At 70.4% G+C, this 22,552-nt stretch carries 20 protein-coding genes; 8 read left to right on the plus strand and 12 right to left on the minus strand.

What is annotated here, in order from left to right; translation table 11 throughout:
* The first annotated feature begins 3 nt into the window (after window positions 1-3).
* On the plus strand, window positions 4-450 hold the full coding sequence (locus tag AB0M01_RS25260; RefSeq protein ID WP_363673545.1) for a pyridoxamine 5'-phosphate oxidase family protein: 447 nt from the start codon (window positions 4-6) through the stop codon (window positions 448-450).
* Window positions 447-1,331 (plus strand): aldo/keto reductase, encoded by an 885-nt coding sequence (locus AB0M01_RS25265; RefSeq protein WP_363673547.1) that lies wholly within the window; start codon window positions 447-449, stop codon window positions 1,329-1,331. The genes AB0M01_RS25260 and AB0M01_RS25265 overlap by 4 nt, the downstream gene beginning before the upstream one ends.
* On the opposite strand, the gene AB0M01_RS25270 is transcribed toward AB0M01_RS25265, so the two are convergent.
* Window positions 1,328-1,789 (minus strand): helix-turn-helix domain-containing protein, encoded by a 462-nt coding sequence (locus AB0M01_RS25270; RefSeq protein WP_363673549.1) that lies wholly within the window; start codon window positions 1,787-1,789, stop codon window positions 1,328-1,330. The genes AB0M01_RS25265 and AB0M01_RS25270 overlap by 4 nt on opposite strands.
* An 87-nt stretch (window positions 1,790-1,876) precedes the next feature.
* On the opposite strand from AB0M01_RS25270, the gene AB0M01_RS25275 reads away from it, so the two are divergent.
* Window positions 1,877-3,082, plus strand: a complete 1,206-nt coding sequence (locus AB0M01_RS25275) for an MFS transporter (RefSeq protein WP_363673551.1) — start codon at window positions 1,877-1,879, stop codon at window positions 3,080-3,082.
* 9 nt (window positions 3,083-3,091) lie between these two features.
* On the opposite strand, the gene AB0M01_RS25280 is transcribed toward AB0M01_RS25275, so the two are convergent.
* From AB0M01_RS25280 to AB0M01_RS25310, 7 genes are all read right to left on the minus strand, one after another.
* The gene (locus AB0M01_RS25280; protein WP_363673553.1) at window positions 3,092-4,168 is read right to left on the minus strand and encodes a LacI family DNA-binding transcriptional regulator; all 1,077 of its coding nucleotides are present in this window, start codon (window positions 4,166-4,168) and stop codon (window positions 3,092-3,094) included.
* 9 nt (window positions 4,169-4,177) lie between these two features.
* Window positions 4,178-6,160: a DUF2264 domain-containing protein gene (locus AB0M01_RS25285; RefSeq protein ID WP_363673555.1), complete on the minus strand. Its 1,983-nt coding sequence runs from the start codon at window positions 6,158-6,160 to the stop codon at window positions 4,178-4,180.
* A complete protein-coding gene (locus AB0M01_RS25290) occupies window positions 6,157-7,065 on the minus strand; it encodes a carbohydrate ABC transporter permease (RefSeq protein ID WP_363673557.1) in 909 nt (302 codons plus the stop codon). The genes AB0M01_RS25285 and AB0M01_RS25290 overlap by 4 nt, the downstream gene beginning before the upstream one ends.
* Window positions 7,062-8,003, minus strand: coding sequence for a sugar ABC transporter permease (locus AB0M01_RS25295; RefSeq protein WP_363673559.1), 942 nt, complete (start codon window positions 8,001-8,003; stop codon window positions 7,062-7,064). The genes AB0M01_RS25290 and AB0M01_RS25295 overlap by 4 nt, the downstream gene beginning before the upstream one ends.
* Complete coding sequence (locus AB0M01_RS25300; RefSeq protein ID WP_363673561.1) at window positions 8,000-9,289, minus strand: extracellular solute-binding protein; 1,290 nt, start codon at window positions 9,287-9,289, stop codon at window positions 8,000-8,002. The genes AB0M01_RS25295 and AB0M01_RS25300 overlap by 4 nt, the downstream gene beginning before the upstream one ends.
* Window positions 9,290-9,398: 109 nt before the next feature.
* A complete protein-coding gene (locus AB0M01_RS25305) occupies window positions 9,399-10,361 on the minus strand; it encodes a hydroxyacid dehydrogenase (RefSeq protein WP_363673563.1) in 963 nt (320 codons plus the stop codon).
* 98 nt (window positions 10,362-10,459) lie between these two features.
* Window positions 10,460-11,188, minus strand: a complete 729-nt coding sequence (locus tag AB0M01_RS25310) for a helix-turn-helix domain-containing protein (protein ID WP_363673565.1) — start codon at window positions 11,186-11,188, stop codon at window positions 10,460-10,462.
* A gap of 294 nt (window positions 11,189-11,482) precedes the next feature.
* Between AB0M01_RS25310 and AB0M01_RS25315 the strand changes: the two genes are divergently transcribed.
* The gene (locus tag AB0M01_RS25315) at window positions 11,483-11,635 is read left to right on the plus strand and encodes a hypothetical protein (protein ID WP_363673567.1); all 153 of its coding nucleotides are present in this window, start codon (window positions 11,483-11,485) and stop codon (window positions 11,633-11,635) included.
* Here AB0M01_RS25315 and AB0M01_RS25320 read toward each other — a convergent pair.
* Window positions 11,615-13,687 carry a hypothetical protein gene (locus AB0M01_RS25320; RefSeq protein WP_363673569.1) on the minus strand — a complete coding sequence of 691 codons (2,073 nt, stop codon included), beginning with the start codon at window positions 13,685-13,687 and terminating at the stop codon, window positions 11,615-11,617. The two genes, AB0M01_RS25315 and AB0M01_RS25320, sit on opposite strands and share 21 nt — an antisense overlap.
* Window positions 13,688-13,790: 103 nt before the next feature.
* Between AB0M01_RS25320 and AB0M01_RS25325 the strand changes: the two genes are divergently transcribed.
* Complete coding sequence (locus tag AB0M01_RS25325; RefSeq protein ID WP_363673571.1) at window positions 13,791-14,552, plus strand: isocitrate lyase/phosphoenolpyruvate mutase family protein; 762 nt, start codon at window positions 13,791-13,793, stop codon at window positions 14,550-14,552.
* Between the two features lie 84 nt (window positions 14,553-14,636).
* A complete protein-coding gene (locus tag AB0M01_RS25330) occupies window positions 14,637-14,837 on the plus strand; it encodes a three-helix bundle dimerization domain-containing protein (protein ID WP_363673573.1) in 201 nt (66 codons plus the stop codon).
* A gap of 75 nt (window positions 14,838-14,912) precedes the next feature.
* Here AB0M01_RS25330 and ligA read toward each other — a convergent pair whose 3' ends face one another.
* Window positions 14,913-16,907 (minus strand): NAD-dependent DNA ligase LigA, encoded by a 1,995-nt coding sequence (gene ligA / locus AB0M01_RS25335; protein WP_363673575.1) that lies wholly within the window; start codon window positions 16,905-16,907, stop codon window positions 14,913-14,915.
* Between the two features lie 66 nt (window positions 16,908-16,973).
* Window positions 16,974-20,195, minus strand: coding sequence for a BTAD domain-containing putative transcriptional regulator (locus AB0M01_RS25340; RefSeq protein WP_363673577.1), 3,222 nt, complete (start codon window positions 20,193-20,195; stop codon window positions 16,974-16,976).
* A gap of 157 nt (window positions 20,196-20,352) precedes the next feature.
* Between AB0M01_RS25340 and AB0M01_RS25345 the strand changes: the two genes are divergently transcribed.
* Window positions 20,353-20,865 (plus strand): hypothetical protein, encoded by a 513-nt coding sequence (locus AB0M01_RS25345; RefSeq protein ID WP_363673579.1) that lies wholly within the window; start codon window positions 20,353-20,355, stop codon window positions 20,863-20,865.
* On the opposite strand, the gene AB0M01_RS25350 is transcribed toward AB0M01_RS25345, so the two are convergent.
* The gene (locus AB0M01_RS25350) at window positions 20,862-21,626 is read right to left on the minus strand and encodes an SDR family oxidoreductase (RefSeq protein WP_363673581.1); all 765 of its coding nucleotides are present in this window, start codon (window positions 21,624-21,626) and stop codon (window positions 20,862-20,864) included. The genes AB0M01_RS25345 and AB0M01_RS25350 overlap by 4 nt on opposite strands.
* An 86-nt stretch (window positions 21,627-21,712) precedes the next feature.
* On the opposite strand from AB0M01_RS25350, the gene AB0M01_RS25355 reads away from it, so the two are divergent.
* A complete protein-coding gene (locus AB0M01_RS25355) occupies window positions 21,713-22,549 on the plus strand; it encodes a helix-turn-helix transcriptional regulator (RefSeq protein ID WP_363673583.1) in 837 nt (278 codons plus the stop codon).
* The last annotated feature ends 3 nt before the right edge of the window (window positions 22,550-22,552 follow it).

A 22,552-nucleotide genomic window follows, 5' to 3' on the forward strand; every position in this document is an offset into this window, starting at 1 on the left:
TGGATGAACCCAGAGGACATCGCTCGCCGCATCGTCGCCGCGAACAACTACCTGACGCTGGCCACGGCCGACGCCGACGGCCGGCCGTGGGCGTCGCCGGTCTGCTACACGCCGTCGGGCACCGACTTCTACTGGGTGTCGCGACCGGACAGCCGGCACTCGCAGAACCTCGCCGTCCGGCCGGAGGCGGGGATCGTCATCTTCGACTCGCAGGTCGCGCTGTTCCGCGCCGAGGCCGTGTACCTGAACGTGCGGGCCGCGGAGGTCTCCTTGGACGAGCTCGAGAGCTGCGCCGCGATCTACAGCGCGCGGTTCCCGGAGATTGACGAGTTCGGTCCCGATCGGCTGCAGGAGCCGGCTCCGCTACGGCTGTACCGGGCGAGCGTGGTCGAGGCGTCGGTCCTGCTCGACGACGACGGCCCCGACTTCCGCGTCCCGGTCACGCTGTGAGCGGCGCGGATCGCGACCCGCTCGTCAGCGGCGGCCCGCTCGGCGGCGGCCCGCTGGTCAGCGGCGGCCTGCTCACCGGTCGGGTCGCGCTCGGGGTGGCCGGACTCTCCTTCGACCCGCGGGACCGGGCGGCCGATGTGGCGACGCTTCGGACCGGAATCGCTGCTGGTGCGGCGATTCTCGACACCGCGCGGGCTTACACCCGGGCGGACGAGCCGTCGTACGGCGAGGAGCTGGCGGCCGAGGCTGCGCGGGATGCCGACGTGCTGGTCGGTACCAAGGGTGGGCACTCGCGCACGAGCGTCGACACCTGGGACGCCGACATCAGCGCGGCGCGGATCCGCGCCGACGTGGAGGCGAGCCTGCGGGTGTTCGGGCGGCTCGACCTGTTCTACCTGCACCGGGTCGATCTCGCCGAGCAGCCCGTGGAGGAAGGGGTGGGTGCGCTCGCGGCGTTGCGGGACGCGGGGAAGGTCGCGCGGATCGGGCTGTCGAACGTCAGCGTGGTCGAGCTGGAGCGGGCGGCGACGGTGACGCGGATCGACGCGGTGCAGAACCGGCACAGCGCGATGGGACGCGAGTCCGCGGACGTGCTGGCGTGGTGTGAGGCGAACGACATGGCGTTCTTCGCCTACTCGCCGTTGCGCGGATCAACCCCGCCGTCGCGGGGTTCGGCCTGGCCTCGGCTCAAGGTAGCGGCGGCTGAGCGCGGAGTCTCGGTGCAGCGGTTGCAGTTGCGGGCGCTGCTCGCGTCGTCGCCGGTGTTGTCGGTCGTGTCGGGCGCGACGCGGCCGGAGACCGTGCTCGATTCGCTCGCCGCCGAGAGCGAGCCGTGGGACGACGCCCTGGCGGCGGCGTACGAGGCTGATCTGAACGGCTAGAAGTCGCGGTCGTTCGTGCGGTGGGCGACCAGCTGCTCGGCGTCGACGGTGTCGCCGGTGTCGGTGACGAAGGCCAGGCGGACCGGCGTACCGGTGTCGCCGACGGCGTAGCTCGGTGAGGTGCCGTCGGGGCGTGGGCGGCGGGTGCGGCCCCAGTCGCTGAGGGCGGCGATCACCAGGTTGAGGGTGCGACCGGTCTCGGTCAGCACGTACTCGTCACGCGCCCGCGTGCCCTCCTCCTGGTACGTGCGGCGCGTCATCAGGCCCTCGTCGATCAGGAACGCCAGCCGCTGGGTCAGCAGGTTCGGGGCGACGCCGAGCGCCTCGCGGAACTCCTGGAACCGTGTCGACCCCTCGATCAGCGCCTCGCGCAGGATCAGCAGCGTCCAGCGGTCGCCGAGCACCTCCAGGCTGCGCGCGATCGAGCAGGTCGAGTCCTTGCCGAGCGATTTGGGCATCCGTCCGTCCTCCGAGCTGAGTTATGAAAGTATACCCAGGGGGTGCTAGCTTCAAAAAGTAAACCCAGATACTTCATGGAGGACCTCTTGCGATCGCTCAGTGAGCGCGCCAGTTTCTGGACCGCCGGCGCGGTGGTCGCGCTGGCGCTGTGGACCAGTGCGTGCCCGACGATGATCTACCCGCTCTACCAGGCCGACTGGGGTGTCACCTCGACGACGGTCGCCTGGATCTTCGCCGCGTACCCGATTGCGCTGATCCCGGTGCTGGTGATCTTCGGCGACCTGTCCGACCACATCGGCCGGCGGGCGACGATCCTGCTCGGCCTGGCCGCCGAGCTGATCGGCGTGCTGCTGTTCGTGCTCGCCCGCGACGTCACCTGGCTGCTGATCGGCCGCGCCTTCATGGGTCTCGGCGTCGGCCTGTCGCTGAGTCCGGCGAGCGTGGCGATGGTCGAGTTCAGTACGGCGGGCGCCGAGAAGCGCGCCGGAGCGATCGGTACGGCGGTGTCGGCGTTCGGGATCGCGCTCGCGATGCTGGTCGGCGGCGGCCTGTCGGAGTACGCCGCCTACCCGCTGCGGCTGACCTTCGTCGTCCTGGCGGTGGTGATCGTGGTCGTCGCCGCCTTCGCGTTCGGCCTGCCGCGGCACACGCCGAACGAGGACAGTTCGCGCTGGCGGGTCCGCGCGATCGTCATCCCGCGGGGCAACCGCGGCGTCTTCGCGGCCGGTTCGATCGCGTTCGCGTCGTCGTTCGTGCTCGGCTCGCTGGTGCTCCCGCTCGGCGCGAAGATCGCGCACCAGCTCGCCGGCTCCGACAACGCGCTGGTGACCGGCGCACTGCTGTCGGTCTTCGCGCTGTCGATCGCCGTCACGGCCCTGCTGGCCAAGCGCCTGGACATCTGGACCACCGTGATCCTCGGCGCGGTCTTCTCGGCCGGCGCGGTCTGGCTGTTCGTCGTCACCGGCACGGCGCACTCGGTCGTGGTGTTCTTCCTCGCCTCGGCCTGCGCCGGGATCGGCTACGCCTTCGACTTCGCCGGCGGGCTGACCATCCTGAACCGGTACGCCGCCCCGCACCACCGGGCGAGCATGGTCTCCGGCGGCTACCTGGTCGGCTACCTGTCCCAGGGCATCGGCGCGCCGGCCCTCGGCGCGATCGTCACCGCCAATGGCCTGATGACCGGCCTGCGTGCCGGGGCGATCGCGTTCAGCGTCGTGTTCGCGGTGTCGCTGGTCGGGGCAGTGCTGGTGAGCCGCGCGCTGCGTTTCCGAGATATTGCCTATAGCAACTGAATCGGTCGGCTAACCCCGGCGTGGAGCACTCGTCAGCGGCCGGACCGACGTACGGATGACGATGTGAGTGCCCAGTAGCTGGCGTTCGCGCCCGGACCCGGGCTCCGGGCGCTCCACAGCCAGGCGGACCGCCGCCTTGCCCAGCTCCTCGTGCGGCATGTAGACCGTCGTGAGCGGCGGTGACAGCTCCTGCGCGACCGGGATGTTGTCGTACCCGACCAGCGAGATGTCGTCCGGCACGCTCAGCCCGTGCTCCTTCAGCGCCGCCAGCGCCCCGGACGCCATCACGTCGTTGTGCGCGAAGATCGCGGTGAACTTCAGACCGTCGGCGAGCGCTCGCTGGCAACTCTGGTACGCCCCGCTGCGGTCGGCCGAGCTGGCGAGGACCAGCGCGGGATCGACCTTTACGCCGAAGTCGGCGAGCGCCTGCTGGTACCCGTCGACGCGGCCCAGCGTCGTGGTCGACCGCTCCGGCCCGGTCAGCGTGAGGATCTGCCGGTGGCCCATCGACAACAGGTGGCTCGTCGCCGCATAAGCCCCGCCGCGGTTGTCGTACTCCACCACCAACGCAGGCACCCCGGCAGGCAGCGGCGGCCGACCGCAGAGCACCAGCTGCGATCCCTTCGCGTGCAAGGCCCGCGCGTGCGCCGCCATCCGCTGCTCGTACTCGTCGGTGACCTCGACTCCACCGACGACGATCACCGCCTCGACGTCGTCCTGCTCCTCCAGCCGCGCGAACACCTCGTCCTCGCGCCGCGTGTCGCGACCGGTGATGTAGACCGAGCTGAGTCGCCCGTAGTCCGCGGCGGCCTCGGCCACCCCGGTCGCGACCAGGCTGCGCAGCGGCGACACCACGTCCGAGACCACCATCGCGATCAGCGACCCGGCCGGGCTCCGCTTCGCGGCCCGGGTCGTGACGACGTAGTTCAGCTCCTCGACCGCCTGCAGCACCTTCGCCCGCGTCAGCTCGGCGACCGGGTAGTCGCTGGTCAGCGCCCGCGACGCGGTCGCGACCGACACCTGTGCACGTCGGGCCACGTCCCGCAGCGTCGGTCCGTTCCGCCGCGCCCCCTCGATCTCACCCATCCGTACTTCTTACCTGATCCCGGCGAAAATATCGTCCAGGTCGAAGGCCTGTTCCCGATCGGGCCAGCGAACCGTGACCACGCCACCGTCCACCGAGGCCGCCACCTCCTCGGACACCGGCACCCCGCTCAGCGATGCCGCTGCGACGTACACAGTGTTCTCGGCAGAGGTCGTCCCGAGCAGCTCGGGCACAACAGCCCACTCCCCGTACGCCGTCCCGTACGGCGCCGGCTGCGTCCCGGCCGACTCCCACCCGTGCAGCCCGGTCACCAGCGACCGCAGCCCGTCCGCCTCGACGGCAACCGTCGTACCGGAAGCAGCAACGGAGAACGAGTGCGGATGCGCACCAGCCACCGCCCACCCGCCGAGCCGAAGCGGCAACGACGGCGGCACCCAGACCAGCCGATGGATGCGCACCTCGAGCGCACCCCGCACCGCGGTCACGCTCTCGATCCGCGCTGACGGCAGCACCGGACCGCCGTCCGCGGTGTCGCTGCCCTCCCACGGCCCGTACTGCGGGAAGCGCGGCGCGTGCCACGACGCCGCCCAGTTCTCGCCGGTCGCGACCCGGTGGATCCGTCGCCGCGCACTCCACACCCGCCGGATCCGTACCTGCAGATCGTTGTCGGCGGGATCGTGCAGTGAGGTCGGCCCGGTCCGCGTCGAGTAGCCGAACCGCGCGTACAGCGGATCCGGTGCGCCCGCGTCGGCCGCGTCCAGCTTGAGGTGGTCGTTGCCGTGGTTGTGCACGCGCACCAGACCGTCAGCAGCCGTCGTCTGGATCAGCAGCCCGACACCGAGTGACCGGACGTGGTCGTCGGAGTCGGCAGGCAGCGCCTCCTCGGTCGCCGTCCAGACCGGGTGGTCGGCCGGCAGCATCAGCGCGAGGAACCCCTTCGAAGCCCAGTACGGCGAACCCGGCCCGGAGTACCGCTGGATGCTCGGCAGGTGCTCGCCGTGCCAACCGAGCGACAGTACGCCGTGCTCGGTGATCGAGCCGCGCTCGACGAAGTACCGCAGCCCGGCCGAGAGGATCCGGCGCGACTGCCCGGGCGTCAGCGGGGTCCGGCCCACGGCTTCGCCGAGCGCCACTGCCGCGAGCGTCGCGGTCCGGTAGGTCATGCTGCGGCCGTAGTACAGGGGAGAGCCGTCGCGGTCGAACGTCCGGCTGAAGCTGCCCAGGAACTCGTCGAGCCGCGGGCCGAGCTTGTCGGCGAGCGCAGTCAGGCCGCGCAGGTGCGCGTGCAGCACCGGGTACAGATGCATCGCCCAGCCGACGTAGTGGTCGTACGCCTCACCGGCGCCGTCGGAGTACCAGCCCTCGCCGCGGTACCAGACCTCGATCAGCCCGAGCGCCCGATCGAGCACGTACTGCGTCTGCTCGTCGCCGCGGCCGACGCCTTCGAGGAAGCTCGCGATCGTCGCGGGGAACAGGTACCAGTTGTTCGGCGACGGCTCCTTCTCGATGGTCGCCCGGAACCAGGCCGCCAGCCGGTCCTGCTCGTCCGGCTTCAGCCGCCCCCAGCTGTCCTCCTTGGTGAGGTGCAGGCTGAGCGCGATCCCGGCGGCCTCGACGTGCGGCTGCCCGGTCCGGCCGACGTGCCCGACCTCCGGCCAGGACTCGTTGTCGTCGGCACCGACCGTACGGGTGCCGGCGACCAGGCCGTCGACGTACGCCTGGAGGTGGTTGTTGCGGTCGGCACCGCCGGCGTGCAGGAAGGCGGCCAGCAGGAACGTCCGGGCGAAGCCCTCCAGCCCGTCGGTCGCCGGGCCCTGCTGGGACGGGCGTCCGGGGAAGTTGATCCGGGCGCGCTGCGGCGACCGGTACGCCGCGGCCGCGGTGAGCAGGTGGTCGGCGACCGCGATCCAGTGCTCGCGGGTGAGGCCGGTGTACGGGCTGAGCGTCCGGTCCTCCGGTGGAAGCAGCGCGGCCAGCGGTCCGGTCACGTCCAGCGGAGCGAGTTCGGGCTTCATCGAGTGCCTCTCTGTCATCCCTTGATCCCTGACGTGGCCATACCGGCGATGAAGTAGCGCTGGCCGAAGACGAACAGCAGGATCATCGGCAGCGTAGCGAGCGCGGACATCGCCATCAGGAACGGCCACTGCACGCTGCCCTGGCCCTGCGCGAAGGTGGCCAGCCCGAACTGCAGCGGCCGCAGGCTCTCCGAGCTGGTCGCGACCAGCGGCCAGATGAACCCGTTCCAGGCCGACTCCACGTTGAACAGCGCGATCGTGACGAACGCCGGTGCGGCCAGCGGTGCCATGATCCGGAAGAAGATGCCGAGCTCGGAGACGCCGTCGACCCGGGCCGCGTCGGCCAGCTCGGCCGGCAGCGAGACGAAGAACTGCCGGGCCAGGAAGGTGAACAGCGGCGCCGACACGAACGGGACGATCAGCGCCGCCCAGGTGTTCAGCCAGCCGGTGCCGCCGTGGCCGAGAATGTCGTTGCCTCCGGCAAACGGAATCCGCCGGACGACCAGGAACAGCGGCACGATCAGGACCTGGAACGGCACGATCAGCAGCAGGATGAAGTAGTTCAGGATCCCCTTCCGGCCGCGGATCGGCAGCTGCGCGAGGGCGTAGCCGGCCGCCGTACAGAACAGCAGGACCGGGATGGTCTGGCCGACCACGACGATCAGGCTGTTGCGGAAGTACGTCGCGAAAGGCGCTGCCTTGAGTGCGTTGACGTAGTTCATCCACTCGACGTGGTCGGGGAGCCAGGCGAAGCCGTTCACCTCGTTGAGGGTCTTGAACGAGGTGAGGATCATCCAGAGGAACGGCACGACCATCAGGAAGCCGCCGACCGCGAGCACGACCATGAGGACGGTCTTGCCGGCGGTCAGCCGGTCCGCGCGGTCACGGCGTACGGCCGGCCGGGTGACGGTGGCGGTGCTCACAGGTCCTCCCGGTTGCTGCGCAGGCTGAGGCGCCCGAGGCTGATCAGGATGCCGACGAAGACCAGCATCACCACGGTCTCCGCCGAGGCGTAGCCGATGTGCAGCCGCTCGAAGGCGTTGCTGAAGATGTCGAAGGTGAGCACGTTGGTGGCGTTGGCCGGGCCGCCGCCGGTGGTCACGTAGATCAGGTCGAAGACCTGGAACGAGCTCGCGATCGACGTGACCAGGACGAAGAAGTGCACCGGTGCGAGCCCGGGCCAGGTGACGTTCCAGAACGTCTGCCACTTCGAGGCGCCGTCCAGCTTGGCGGCCTCCAGCAGGTCGGGGGAGATGCTCTGCAGGGCGGCCAGGTAGATGATCATCTTCGCGCCGAGACCCTGCCAGATCCCGACCAGCATCAGCGCCGGGAGCGCGACGTCCGGGTCGGTCAGCCACCCGGAGCGGGCGACGCCGAAGAACGCGAGCACCTGGTTGCCCAGGCCGGCGGCCGGGTTGTAGATCCACAGCCAGACCGCCGCGACCGCGACGGTCGAGGTGACGACCGGGATGTAGAACAGCGTCCGGAACAAGGCCCGGCCGGGGATCTTCTGGTTCAGCCCGATCGCGACCGCGAGCGAGACCGCCATCGCGACCGGAACCACGGCGACCGTGTAGAGCAGCGTGTTCTTCAGCGCCCGCAGGAAATCCGCGTCACCGAACAGGTCGAGGTAGTTCTGGACGCCGATCCACTTGCCCTGCCCGGCGACCCGCGCGTTGGTGAAGCTGAGGTACACCGCCATCACGCCCGGGATCGCGATGAAGATCACCGAGTGCACCAGCGACGGCGCGAGCAGCATCCACCCGGCCCGCGCCTTCGCGCGCTCGACCCCGTTGCGGCGGCGCCGCTCCGGCCGCGGCTGAGCCGCCGCGACCGGGCGAGCGATGGTCTGGGTGCTCATTTGCGGGCCACACCGTCCAGCTCCTTCAGCACGTCCTGCGGCGACTTGCGGCCGAGGATGACCTCGTCCAGCGACGGGCCGAACTTGGAGCGGAAGTCGAGGAACGTCGCGCCGCCGTACTCGAAGACGGCCTTGTCCAGGTTCTTCCAGGCGAACGACCCGGCCGGGTTGGCCTTCACGAACGCGCTGTCCCCGGCGGTGCTGCTGATCGGGACACCGACGTCGAGCTTGGAGATCGCCTCCTGCGACTTCTGGTCCTGCATCGCCTTCACGAACGCCAGCGCGGCCTGCGGGTACTTGGTGCCCTCGCCGACGGCGGCGACGCGGCCACCGACGTACATGACCTCCTTGCTGTCCTTCAGGTTGAAGTAGGCGAGGTCCTTGCACTTGTCGCCGATGCCCTCGCCGCCCTTGCCGCAGTCGACGTACGGGCTGGCGAAGCCCATCGCGGCCTCGCCGGTGGTGACCAGCGCGGTCTTGGCGCTGTTCTGGTACCCGTACGTCGAGGTCTTGTCGACGCTGACCATGTCGTGCACGAGCTGCAGCGCCTCGGTGCCGGCCGGGCTGTCGAACGTCGGCTGCCCGTCCGCGTCGAACATCTGGCCGCCCTTGGCGCCCATGAACGCGACGAACTGCTGGCGGTAGTTGCTGGCCGGGGCCCAGAAGTCGAAGCCGGTCCGGGTGATCTGGCCCTTGGCGTCGCGCTTGGTCAGCTTCTTGGCGTCCTCCCGCAGCTCGGCCAGCGACTGCGGCGGCTTGGCGGGGTCGAGGCCGGCCTCGGTGAAGGCGCTCTTGCTGTACGCCAGCAGCCGCGGGTTCGCGACCACCGGTACGGCGTACAGGTCGTTGTCGAACTTCATCGGCGGGACGAAGGCCGGGTAGACGGCCTTCTCCAGCTCGTCGGTGCTGACGCCGAGCTTGGTCAGCGACTGGATCGCGCCCAGGTCGGCGAGCGGCTGGACCCAGCCGATGCCCGCGCTGACCACGTCGTAGTTGCTGCCGGCCGAGAGCGCGGTGGAGATCTTCTGGTTCAGGTTGTCGTACGGGACGAAGTCGGGCTCGACCTTCATCTGCGGGTAGGTCCGGTGGAAGATGTCGACGATCCCCTGGAAGACCGCCTGGCCCTCGTTGTCGGCGGAGAAGTTCGGCACCACCACGCGCAGGGTGCCGGTCGCGGTCGCCGGGTCCTGGCCCTCTTGGCCGCCGTCCTCACCGGAGGAGCAACCGGCCAGCACTGTCGTCAGCGCGACGGCCAGCGCGGCCGCGGCCTTGAGTCCTCGCTGCATGTCCTTCACCACTTCCTGTCGGCGGCCGCGTCGATCGGGCCGGTAAACGCTTCCCGACACAGTGGGCATTTCTAGTATCGTTTCGCAATACTCTCTGAAACTTCGGTGCTCAAGCCATCAAGTCGTAGGTGTCCGCGCGGACCTCGTGGCGCAGCTCGAGCCCGGCCAGGTAGCGGCGGATCTCGTCGACGACGATCGCGCCCTGGGTCCGGCGCGAGTGCCAGGTCTGGGCGCCGAGGTGCGGCGTGAGCAGCACGTTGGGCAGCCGCCACCACTCGGAGTCGGCCGGCAGCGGCTCATTGTCGAACACGTCGAGCGCCGCACTGATCCGCCCGCTGCGCAGTTCGTTCAGGAGTGCCTCGGTGTCGACCAGCGCTGACCGGGCGGTGTTGATCAGGACACCGCGGTCGGGGATCAGGCTGAGTCGCTTCGCGTCCAGCATGTGCCGGGTCTCCGCGGTCACGGGGGCGTGCAGCGCGACGACGGCCGACGAGGTGAGCAGCAGCTCGAGCGGGACGAGCCGGGCGCCGAGCTCCTTCGCCTCGCGCTCGTCGAGGTACGGGTCGTAGAGCAGCGCCTGCGCGCCGGAAGCGACCACCAGCTTGAGATATGCGCGCCCGACGCGGCTTGCGCCGATGACGCCGACGGTCGTCCCGGCCAGGGTCCGGCCGAGTCCGAAGTCGGCGTTGTGCCAGGCGTGGTCGCGCAGGTTCGTGGTCATCACGCGGTCGACCTGGTCGAGGTCGCGCAGCCGCGAGATCGTCATGAACAGCGCCAGTTCGGCCACCGACTGCGCCATGCCGGCCGATGCCTGACTGACCCTCAGTCCGCTCGAGAGGTGGGCCGGCGTGACGAGATGCCGGATCGTGCCCGCACTGTGCACGAGCAGCTTCAGCCGCGACCCCGGATCAGCCGGCAGCGGTGCCGACCCCCATCCGGTGACGAGGATGTCGGCCGCCAGTCGGTCCCGGGCCCGGCTCACGCGACCGAAGCTCTCCAGCCGTGCCGTCTCGTCCGGCCCGAACAGTTCCCCTTCCAGCTCGGACGGCAGATCGACGTACAAGGCGACCATGGAACGGCCTTTCGCTGGGCAGTAACAGCTAGATTGTTTCTAGATGTGTTACTGCCCAGAGTAAGCAGAGGGTTGCGCCCGCTGCAAACGCTTACCAGCTACTTCTCGGTCGGCGGTGCCTGGGTGTGCAGGACATCGCGGACCTGTTCGGCGGCGCGGAAGATGGTTTCGCTGATGAAGTCGCTGAACCGGGCGATGTTCTCCAGGCGGGTGCCGGCCAGGGTGCCGTGGCCGAGGATCGGGACGCCCTGGCGGGCGGTCTCGGCGAGGCGGCCGATGCCCTGGGCGCTGGCGATCGTCGACTGGTACCAGACGTCGTTGTCGGCGAAGTAGCGCTCGCGGCGGCGCTCGTCGCGTTCGCGGCGGATCAGCCCCTGCTCCTCGAGGAACGCGATCGCCTTCGAGACCGACGCGGGGCTCACCTGCAGGTGCTGGACGAGTTCGGCCGCGGTCAGGCTGCCGGCTTCGGCGATCAACAGGCAGGTCAGCACGCGGGAGGCCATCTTCGGCAGGCCCTGCGCGGTGAGGAGGGTAGTGAAGAGCTCCTCGTACGCACGAACGGCCTCGGCGTCGCGGCCGTTGCCGGCCAGCAGTGGCTTGCCCTGGGTGCGGCGAGTGGTCTGCTTCGGGCGATGCGCGCGGCGCTCGGTCGCGCGGTGCGCAGCGTCGGCCTGGTAGCCGGTCGGGCCGCCGTTGCGCATCACCTCGCGGGTGACCGTCGAGGTCGGCCGATCGAGGCGGCGCGCGATCTCGGCGTACGGGAGGTCGTCGGCCAGTCCGAGCGCGATCTGCTGGCGTTCCTTCTGACTGAGCCTGCCACCGGACACCGGGGGTTCCTCTCGTTGGTCTGGTCAGTGCAACGGTTTGTTGCGTTAGTTCTTGTTCTGATGTAGTGAAAACATGTGCTCCTGCTTATAGATGCTTGAGTGTGAGGCTTGTCTGAGGTTATCAGACCTATGAACGCAACGTAGCGTTTCCGATATCAGAAACAACCGCCGGTGCCAGGTGATCGCCGACCTCCGCGGCGACCTGCGGCACATCGCTGCGCGGTGCGGCGGCGGGGTTGTTAGAGAGCTGTGAGGACGCGGGGGATCGGCGGTTGTGGTGGATAGGGTTCCCGGATGCTCATCGGGAACCTCATCTGGGGTGTCGGTCTGGTCGCGGTCCTGCTGGGCCTGGTCGCGACCATGCGCTACCGGGTGCTGGTCGGCGCATTGCTGATCGTGGCCGGGCTCGCTGTCGGCGTCGCCGGGTCAGAGGTCGTTGCCGGGTAGGTGGATCTCGGTCCCGCCCGGGTCGCCGGGATGGCGGACCCAGAGGACTCCGGTCTCGGAGTCGTAGCGGTGGCCCTCGACCGGCTTCGAGGTGCGGAGAGCAGTGAGGACCTCGACTCCTCGTGGGGCCTCGCAGGTGAAGCGGATACCGGTGGCGTCCCGGTGCCAGTCGGTGATGCGGCCGGCGGAAGCGATCACCGGTGAGTCGTCGTAGGTGAGGTCGCGCAGCCAGGTCACGGCGCCGGGTTCGAGTTCGCGGCCGGTGACGATGCCGAGCTGCGGGTCGAGCAGGTCGACGTACGAGCCCTCGATGGTGTGGGTGCCGTGCAGTACGGCGCCGATCAGGTACGGGCCGCGTTGGACGGCGAGCCAGTTCGTGGGAGTCCAGCGCCGGCCGGCGTCCTTGGTGAGGGCTTCGAGGGCGGCGACGAGGGCAGCGGGTTGTTCGGTGAAGTCGGCGGGCCGGGCGTTGAGGAACTGGACGCGGCCCTTGCCGACGGGCTGGATTGTCGGGTTGCTGCGATCAGCGCCGAGCGCCTCGGCCAGGTGGTCGGCGCAGGTCGGGTAGCGGCCGGTCCACCAAGAACGCATTGCGTGGTATGGGTCGGCGTCGTTGCCGACGTACAGGAGACTGCCGCCGCGGTTCACCCAGCCGGCCAGCGCGTAGTGGATGCCGGGCGCGAGCGGCTTCTGGAACTCGTAGCTGAGCACGAGCAGGTCGACGTCGTCGAGCGCGTCAGGAGTGTCGATCACGTTCTCGAGCTGGACCGGGCAGACCTGCTGGCCGTCGTACAGGGGAGGTAGGGCGAGGCCGTAGAAGTCGGAGAAGTGCAGCTGCTCGCGGCCTTCGAGGGCGAGCGCGTCCTGCAGGCCGTCGTAGTGGCCGCTCTCGCCGCCGGGGGACCAGCGCTGGAACATCGCGGTGTCGGACAGCGCGACGCCGATCCGCGGGCCGTCGCCGTGACGGCGTACGTCGGGCTGGTCGAGGTCGCGGAGGCTGTTCATCGCGACCAGGTAGCTGGTGGCGGTCTCCGGTGGGATCGGCTCGCGCTCGGTGGAGCCTTGGCGTGGGTAGGAACGGTTGAAGATGCGGTTCGGCCAGGGCGCGACCTCGTAGCGCGAGACGCCCGGATGCAGCAGCGACGCGACGAGGGTGCGCTGGTAGTTGGCGAGGTAGTCCTCCCAGGTGCGGTCCGGGTGGTCCTCGATCGGGTCGTGCAGGAACCACATCCGGCGGTCGGTGCCGCGGGTCAGGTCCTGCGCGATGCCGTACTCCAGGTACGCCGTCGCGAAGGTGCGCTCGGCGACCTGGCCGTCGTACACGTTGGGGGTGCGCGCCGTCCCGGTCCAGACCTGCGCGATCGCGCCGTCGACCGCGGGCAGCGTGCGCAGCTTGGACTCGGGACTGACGATCTGCCACTGGGTGTAGTTGAGCAGGCTGTGCGTCGGGACGTAGAACCGGACCTCGCGACCCTGCTTGATTGCTTCGTCACGCAGTACGGACGTCACGCGATCAAGGCTCCGCGTGAGCAGATGCTGCTTGAGCTGCCCGGACCGGAAGTGCGCCTCGGCGGTGCTGTGCGGCGGCTGCCACGGCTCACCGAAGAAGGCCAGCCACTCCCGCTTGAACGACGCCGAGTACCCGGCACGGGCCCAGAACTCCGGCTCCTCCAGGTGAATCCCTTCCACCCCGAGCGCGAGCACCGGCCGCAGCTTCTCGATCAGGTACTCGGTGAACGCGAACGTCGGCACCATGTACGGGATGTCCACGCTCTTCCCGTGCAGGATCGGCGACCCGTCCCCGGCGGTCTGCGCGTCGTCCCAGTGGTCGTCCCCGTCCCACCGCCCGTCGAGGTAGTCCTGGTAGTTCCCCCAGGAGATCCCGGTCATCAGATGCACCCGGTACCCGGCCTCCCGCCACCGCGCGATCCGCTCCGCGGTGCTGTCGTTCAACCCGTAGACCATCACGAAGTCGGTCCGCAGATCGATCGTCGCGTCGTACGCCGCCTGCTCCTGGAACCCGGTCGCCTCACGGTCCTTGCGGTCGTTCATCCGCTGCTCCGTTCCCTCGACTTCCTTCCACCCTTCCCGGTCAACCGGCAAGCCGCCACCGCACGTCCGGAATCGGACACTCTGGGTCAGGTAGTTTTCGGGCATGACTGATCTCGCCGCGAAGGCCTCTGAGTTGTTGAAGCTGCATCACACCGGGACGACCTTGGTGCTGCCGACGGTGTGGGACGCGTGGTCGGCGCGGGCTGTGGCCGGGGCCGGGTTCGCGGCGTTGAGTGTCGGGAGTCATCCGTTGTCGGAGGCTCGGGGGCAGGGTGACAACGAGGCGATGTCGCTGGACGACGCGCTGGACGGGATCCGGCGGATCACCGGGGCGGTCGACGTACCGGTGACGGCTGATGTGGAGTCGGGGTACGACACGCCTGCCGCGGAGCTGGTCGAGCGGGTGCTGGAGGCCGGGGCGGTGGGGATCAACATCGAGGACACCGTGCACAGCGAGGGGCGGCTGCGGTCGGTCGAGGAGCACGCCGACTACATCGGGGCGATCCGGGCGGCGGCTGACGCGGCCGGGGTCGAGCTGGTGATCAACGCGCGGACCGACGCCTACATCGGGAAGTACGAGAAGTTCGACGACCCGCTCGCCGAGGCGATCCGGCGGTCGCAGGCCTGTGAGGCCGCGGGGGCTCGGTGCGTCTACCCGGTGCTGGTGCCGGACGCCGCGTCGTTGCGGACGTTGATGGGGGAGTTGTCGGGGCCGGTGAACGTGACCGCGCATCCGGTCAAGGGCGCGGCCTCGGGCTCGTACGACGAACTGAAGGCGGCCGGCGTGCAGCGGATCACCTTCGGGCCGTTGCTGCAGCTGGCGCTGGCCGATCCGCTGGCCGAGCTGGTCGCGCGCTGGCGCTGAGGCGGCGGTCCGGGCCAGATGGACAGCAGATGAACAAATCTGGCCCGCGTTGTGTCGCCCGGTGGGCTGCGCGATGGTTGAAACATGGACAGGTCAGAAGAGCACCGGGCCATCGACGAGATCGTCGACCGGCTGGCGAAGCAGTTCCCTGGCGTCCCGAGCGAGAGCGTCGCGGAGGTCGTCCACCAGGTCCAGCCGGAGTTCGACCAGGCGCCGATCCGCGACTTCGTCCCGCTCTTCGTGGAGCGGGACGCGAAGCAGCGGCTGCGCCAAACCTCCAGCTAGTCGTCCGACCCCTCCCTGCAGCTGGACGGCGACCCCGCGAGCGGCGGCGCGCTGTCCAACTGGAGGAGCGGCCGGCTAGGCGGTGATCCCCGCGGCGAACAGCTGCGGCCAGATCTCGGACTGATCGGCGACCTGGACACCGAGCTTCTCAGCCTTGGTGAGCTTCGACGCGCCGACGTCCGCGCCGGTGATCAGCAGGTCGGTGGTCGCCGAGACCGACGACGCGATCGTCGCGCCCGCGGTCTCGCACAGGCGCTGGAACGCGGGCCGCGGCACCTTCTCACCTGAGCGTGGGTCGCTGATCGACCCGGTCACGACCACCGTCTTGCCCGCCAGCGGCGCGCCCGCGGCGATCACCGGCGGCAGGTCCTCCTCCAGTACGTCGAGCGAGACGCCCGCCGCGCGCAGCCGCTCCAGCTCCGGCCGGAGCCGCGTCAGGTGCTCGATCAGCGATGCCGCGACCTTCGGGCCGATGTCGTCGACCGCGACCAGCCCTTCCTCGCCGGCGTCGAGCACGTCCTCCAGCGACCCGAAGCCCGCGCGGCACAGCCGCGCCGCCGTCCCCTCCGAGGCCATCGGGATCGCCAGCCCGATCAACGCCCGGCGCAGCCCGACCTGCCGACTGGTGTCGATCGACTCGATCATCCGGGTCGCCGAGACCTCGCCGACCCGGTCGAACTCGAGCAGCCCTTCCTTGGTCAGCTGGTAGAAGTCCGACGGGTTCTCCAGGATCCCGGCCTCGGCGAGCCGCTCGATCCAGACCCCGCCGATCGCGTCGATGTCGGCCGCGGCCCGCGACGCCCAGTGGATCAGGCGGCGTACGGTCTGGGCCGGGCAGGACACGTTCGTGCAGAACAGCTCACGGCTGTTGCCCTGCTCGGTCAGCGGCTGCGCGCACGAGGGACAGACGGTCGGCGGCACGATGTCCTGCTCGGCGCCGGTCCGCTTCGACGCGTCCAGTACGCCGGCCACGAACGGGATCACGTCACCCGCACGCCGGACCAGCACCGTGTCACCGATCTTGATGCCACGAGCCCGGATCACCTCCTGGTTGGCCAGCGTCGCGCGGGTCACCGTCGTCCCGCCGACGAAGACCGGCTCCAGCCAGGCGACCGGGGCGATCTTGCCGGTCTTGCCGACGTCCCAGCGCACGTCGGCCAGTACGGTCGTCTTCTCCTCGGCCGCGAACTTGTACGCCAGCGCGCCGCGCGGTGAGCTCGACCTCGTCCCGGCCGCGGCGAACGCGTCCCGGTCGGCCAGCCGGAGCACGGCACCGTCGAGGTCGTAGTCGAGGTCGTTGCGCTGCTCCTCGATCGTGCTGATCACCGCCTGCGCCGCGGCCGCGTCGTCGCAGTGCCGCATCTCGGCGGCGGTGAACCCGAGCGTGCGCAACGCGCGGTCGAGGTCGGAGTCGGTGCTGTCGGCATCGGTCAGCAGGTCGAAGGCGAGGAACTGCAGCCGGCGCTCGGCGACCGTGGCCGGATCCTTCGCGCGCAACGTCCCGGCGGCCGCGTTGCGCGGGTTGATCAGCGGCTTGTCGGCGTGATTCTTGTTGTACGCCGCGAAAGTGGAGCGCAGCATCACCGCCTCGCCCCGGACCTCGACGCGGCCTTCCGCCGCGACCGAAGCCGGTACGCCGTCCGCCAGCGCGCGGACGAGCGGCGTCACGTCGTCACCGGTCGTGCCGTCGCCGCGGGTGATCGCGCGGGCGAGCTTGCCGTCCTCGTAGACCAGCGCGAGCGACAGCCCGTCGAGCTTCGGCATCACCACCACCGACCGGCCGGGGAAGCGGTTGAAGAACGCCTCGACCTGCTCGGGCTTGGTTGCCTTCTCCAACGACAGCATCGGCCGCGAGTGCCGCACCGGGGCGTGCAGCACCGCCGGCGCGCCGACCTGCTCCAGCGGATTCGGGTCCGGCGCCAGCGCCGGGTTGTCCGTGACCAACTGCCGCAGCTCGTCCTCGATCGCGTCGTACTCGGCGTCCGCCACCGAGGGCGATCCCCGGTAGTAGGCGTCGCGCAGCTCGACGATCTGGTCGGCCAGCTCCTGAATCCGTTTCCCAACGTCCACAGGAGGACGCTACCCAAGCCCACGGACAATTTCCGGCTGTTGCGGCTGGGCGGAAGGGCGAGTTCGTCAGCGGTCCGTGCGTTCCGGGGTCAGCCGGCGCCGGAGCGTCGTTGCCTCGGCGGCCAGGAGGGTGAAGCCGCAGGCTTCGGCGATCGCTTCGGCGTGGATCGCATGGGCCAGAGCGGCGGGGGCGTCCTGGTGTGCCGCGGCGAGGACGATCAGTGCTTCTGCTTCGACGTACGGGTAGGAATCCCGGGCGATCGCGAGGCAGTCCTCAGCGGAGCTGATCGCGGCGGCGAGGTCGCCGAGGGCGAGGTGGGCCTGAGCGACGGTGGCCATGGTCTGGGCCTGCGCCTTGCGGTCGCGGCCGGTGACGGCGAGGTCGCGGGCTCGGAGCGCGAGGTCCAGGGCAGCGGCGGAGTCGCGCTGGAGGTGCAGCCGCGCGAGCTCGTCCAGCGTCGACAGCTCTCCGCGCGGATAGGACTGCTGCCGGTACGCATCCAGTACGTCGTTCAGCAGGTCAGCTGCCGAGTCGACGTCGCCGAGCTGGCGGAGGGCGCTCGCCAGGTTGCCCTTGATGATCAGGTCGGACGCCGGGCGGCTACCGGCGTTCAACCGCAGCGCCTCGGCGAACAGGTCGGCGGCCTCGCGCAGCTCGCCCTGGTACAGGCGGACCATCCCGAGCCCGTTGACGGCGATCGCCGCGACGTGACCGGGCGGCTCGGTCTGGGTGCAGCTGAGGGAGCGGGTCATCCAGTGGGCGGCTTCGTGCAGGGTGCCGCGTTCCAGGTGATGCCAGCCGACCTGGTGAGCGCTGTACGCGGCTGCGGTGGTCCAGCCGGTGGCTACAGCCAGAACGTGTGCGGCCAGACAGTCTGCGAGCGAGTCGTCGTCGCGACCTGCTGCAGCCAGAGCCTGGCCGCGGTTGATCAGCATGGCTACGAGGGCTCTGTTGTTGCCGGAGGCTCTGGCGGCCGTCGTACCGGCTTGGGCTACCTGCAGCCAGCCGTCTGCCTCGCGGCACATGAGGTAGTAGCCGCGGAGTTGGTCGGTGAGGTGCCAGGCGAGCTGCGGGTCGGTGGTGGTGGTCACCAGGGCGACCAGCGAGCGGAGCTCGTCCGCCAGCCAGGTCAGGGTGGCGTTGGAGGAGGAGGTGCTCGGCTCGCCGGTGCTGAGGCGGAGGAGCTGGGGATAGGTGCGGTCGATGGTGGCGGTGACGGTGTCGGCGTACCAGGTGTGGAGTCTTGTCCGGGCAGCGTCGGACTCGGGATCGTCGGTGACGAGGCGGGCGGCGTACAGGCCGAGGAGGTCGTGGAAGCGGTAGCGGTTGCTGGTGTGCTGCAGGAGCATGTTGGCTTCGAGCAGGTCGTCCAGGATGCGTTCGGCGTCAGGGGTGGGCAGGCCGAGCAGGACGCCGGTGCTGTCGGCGCTGAAGTCGTCGCCGGGGTGGAGACTGCAGAGGCGGAAGGCGCGCTGGGCGGTGGGGCTCAGGTCGGCGTAGCTGAGCTGGAAGCTGGTGAGGACGCTGGACTCGCCGAGGGTCAGCTCGGACAGGCGGCGGTTGCTGTCGTCGAGGCGGCGAGCCAGGTCGGCGACCGTCCACTCGCGGCGGGTCGCCAGGCGGGCGCCGGCGATGCGGAGGGCCAGGGGGAGGCGGCCGCAGGCTTCGGCGAGGGCTGCCACGTCTTCGGCGCGGGCGTCGAGGGTTCTGGCGGTGGAGGCGATCAGGCGGGCGGCGTCGTCGGTGGGGAGTGGCTCGAGGTCGATGACCTCGGTGGCGATCAGGTCGGGGAGGCGGCGACGGCTGGTGATGATCACATCGCTGCGGCCGGCGCCCGGGAGGAGGGGGCGGACCTGTGCCGCGTCCTGGGCGTTGTCGAGTACGACGAGGAGACGTCGGTCGGCCAGCTCGCTGCGGAAGAGCGCGGCAGCCTCCGCCTCCTCGGTACCGATCCTTCTGCTGGGCACGCCGAGCGCTCGCAGGAACCGGCCGAGCACCTGCAAGGGCTGTGGAGCAACGGTGTCGGCGCCGCGCAGGTCGGCGTACAGCTGGCCGTCGGGGTACTCGGCTCGGAGGTGGTGGGCGGCGGTGAGGGCCAGGGCGGTCTTGCCGACGCCGGCGATGCCGTTGACCAGAACGGCGCGGGAGGAGACGGCGGCTGGTTCCCGGAGTGCTGTGCAGATCGCAGCCAGTTCCCCGTCGCGGCCGACGAAGTCAGGTGGGGCTGACGGCGCTTGCTGCTGCTTTCTTCTGGGTTCGCGCAGGACTGCCAGGTGTGCCTCGCGGAGGCGTTCGCCGGGGTCGATCCCGAGCTGGTCGGCGAGCGCGGCACGGATGCGCTCGTACGCCGAGAGCGCTTCGGCCTGTCGGCCGGCTGCGGCGAGGGTCTGGATGAGCTCGGCGTGCAGTGGCTCGTCGAGCTCGTGGTGCGCGGTCAGGTCGCGGAGGGACTGCAGCGCGCGCTCTGGTACGCCGGCCTCGCGGGTCCGTGCGGCGAAGGTGTGGACGGCCTCGGCGTACTCGTTGGTGAGCGCCAGGTAGAGCGGGTGGGACGCGTCGCTGTCCGGCTCCCCGCGCCAGAGCGCGAGGGCGCTGGTGAGGTCCTCCAGCGCGGCCTTCGGCGTTTCGGTGGCCTGCGCGACCAGCTCGCGGAAGGCGAGGAGGTCGAGGGTCTCGGCGGTCGCGTCCAGCCGGTAGCCGGTGCGGTCTCCGGTGATGACCGGACTCCCGGGCTCCAGCAGGAGAGCTGACGGGCCACCTGGCTCCAGCAGCCGGCGCAATCTCGCGATGCGGGTCTGGAGCAGGCTTGCGGCGTTCGCCGGTGTTCGGCGGGGCCACAGCAGCTCGACGAGTTCGTCGTGGCCGACCGTCGTACCGGGTGAGAGGGCCAGGCGGGCCAGCAGGGTGCGCTGGGCGGCGGAGTTCACCGGGACGGGAGCGTCGCCGGAGCGCAGGTCGAGCGGGCCGAGGATGTTGATTCGTACTGTGCCCGCGGCGGGGCGGCTGGTCCGCGGGGGCTTGGCAGCGGCGTGCAGGACGCCGGTGTCGTGCGAGCTGAGGGCGAGGACGGCGGCCAGCGCGTCGACCGAGTCCGGCTTCGGGCTTCTGGTCCGGCCCTGTTCCAGGTCGCGGACGGCCGCGGTGCTCAGGCCGGCCTGGTCGGCCAGTGCTTGCTGCGTCAGGTCGGACCGGCGGCGGAACGAGCGCAGCAGCTCGCCGAAGCGGCCGGGTGGCGGTCCGTGGGCAGGGGATTCACCCGCGAGGTCATCCAGCGGCCGTCGGGACACGATGGTCATCCTACTGACGCCCCCAGGTCACCGAACGGCCAGATGCTTGCGCTCGGCAACGGGCTCGGCGGGGAGGGTAGCGAGGCTCGATGTCGGGGCGCTGCCCGTACTGCGCCCGTAGTTCCGGGCGGTCTCCGACGCGCTAGCGTCTCGCGGCATGAGCAGATATCTGGACCCGGCCGAGGTCCTCGGGCCCGACGTTGCCCAGCGGGTCGAGCCGCTGGGCAACGGGCGACGGTACGTCCGGGCGACGCAGTGGGCGCTGTTCTTCTCCTGGCTGGTGGACTTCGGCGTGTTCGTGATCGGGCTGTTCGTCGGCGCGATGGTGCTGGCGTCGGTGCCGTCGCTGGACAACGTGGCGGTCGGCACCGGCGTACTCGTGCTGGTGCCTGCAGTGCCCTTGCTGTACGGCGTGCTCTACGGCAACGGGCGATCGCTCGGCGCGGTGCTGACCGGCACCCGGCTGGTGCAGCTGAAGGACGGCGGCCGCCTCGGCGCTCGCGGTCCGTGGGCGATGCTGGTGCGACTCCTGCTGCTACCGCTGCTGATGGTGTTCGTGCTGATCGGCGCGTTCGCCGGTGGTACGGGCTCGCCACCGGGCTCACTGCGCCGAGGCAGCATCGACGTCGAGGCCAGCAACCGGCTGTGGGCCGCCGAGGCAGCCAACTAGGCGCCGGCACCACCGTCGGCCGGGATGATCGCGCCGGTGACGATCGACGCCCGGTCGCTGAGCAGCCACGCGGCCAGCTCGGCGATCTCGCGCGGCTCGGCCATCCGGCGGAGCGGGCTGGACGACGTGATCATGTCGACGACCCCCGGCGTCGCCGCTTCCCAGGTGTCGATCATCTCGGTCGCGGTCCCGCCGGGGGTGATGCCGTTGACGCGGATGCGGTCGGCGGCCCAGGTGACGGCCGCGGTCTCCGTCAGGCTGTTCAGCGCGCGCTTCATCGCGCCGTACGCCGGAAGCGCGGGATTCGCGCGCCGGCTGCCGATGCTGGAGGTGTTCACGATCGCGCCGCCGGTGCCCCGGCGCATCAGCGCGGCCTCAGCGTTCATCGCGGTCCAGTGGGCGCGGAAGTTGACCGCGAACTGTTCCTCGATGTCCGCGTCGCTGGTCGTGTCGAGCGGGCCGGGACGGCTCTGGATCGCGGCTGCGTTGTTGAAGGCACCGTCGAGGCGGCCGTGCAGCTCGTGCGCGCGGTCGACCGCCGTACGGACGCTCGCACTGTCGGCGAGATCGAGCTGTACGGCGTCCGCGACGCCGCCGTCGGCGCGGATCTCCGCGACGATCTTCTCGAGCGCCTCGATACCGCGGGCGGCCAGGACGACCGCCGCGCCCTCGGCGGCGAACAAGTGCGCGGCCGCGGCGCCGATGCCGCGGCTGGCGCCGGTGATGAAGATGACCTTGTCGGTCAGGAGTCCAGTTGTCATGCCGACAACTGTTGTGCGGCACGAGGAGCCCAGACAGGCACAGGCTGTACCAGGCTGCGGCGCGAGGCGGCGGGCAGACTGGGGGTATGGACAAGCAGGAGCTCGGGGCGTTTCTCCGGAGCCGGCGGGAGCGGCTCCGGCCGGAGGACGTCGGGCTGCCGTCGGGCGCTCGGCGGCGGACGCCAGGGCTGCGGCGCGAGGAGGTGGCGGTGCTGGCGCACATCTCCACGGAGTACTACGTGCGGCTGGAGCAGGGTCGGGCGCCGCGACCGTCTGGTGAGGTGCTGGCGGGGATCGCGCGGGCGTTGCTGCTGACGGATGCCGAGTCGGATCACCTGCACGTGCTGGCCGGTACGGCGCCCAGCCGGAGCGGCCTGCACCGCCGGGACGTGCGGCCGAGCATCCTCGCGCTGATCGAGCGGCTGCCGCAGACGGCGGCGTTCGTGACGTCCGCGGCGTTCGAGGTGCTGGCCTGGAACGAGCTGGCGGCGGCGCTGATGGAGGACTTCGGGGCCCTGAAGCCGGAGGACCGCAACCTTGCCCGCCGGGCGTTCCTGGGATCAGGGACGCTGTACGGCGTCTCGGACGCGACCGAGTTCCGGCACCACGTGGTGATGCACCTGCGCTCGACCGTGGCCCGCTACCCGCAGGACCCGGTGGTGACCGGGCTGATCCAGGAGCTCCGGGAAGGCAGCACCGAGTTCGCCAGGCTGTGGGAGCGTCACGACGTACAGGCTGCTCAGATGCTCACCAAGACGTTCCAGCACCCGGCGGTCGGCGAGATCACCGTGGACTGCGACGCGATGGCGCTGACCGACCGCGACCAGAACCTCGTCCTCTACAGCGCGCCGGCGGGTTCCCGGGACGCCGAGGCACTCGCGCTTCTGAACGTCTGGGGAGTGGAAGGCCAGCTCCTGACATAGGGT

This window comes from Kribbella sp. NPDC051770 (assembly GCF_040681455.1).
Lineage (GTDB): Bacteria > Actinomycetota > Actinomycetes > Propionibacteriales > Kribbellaceae > Kribbella.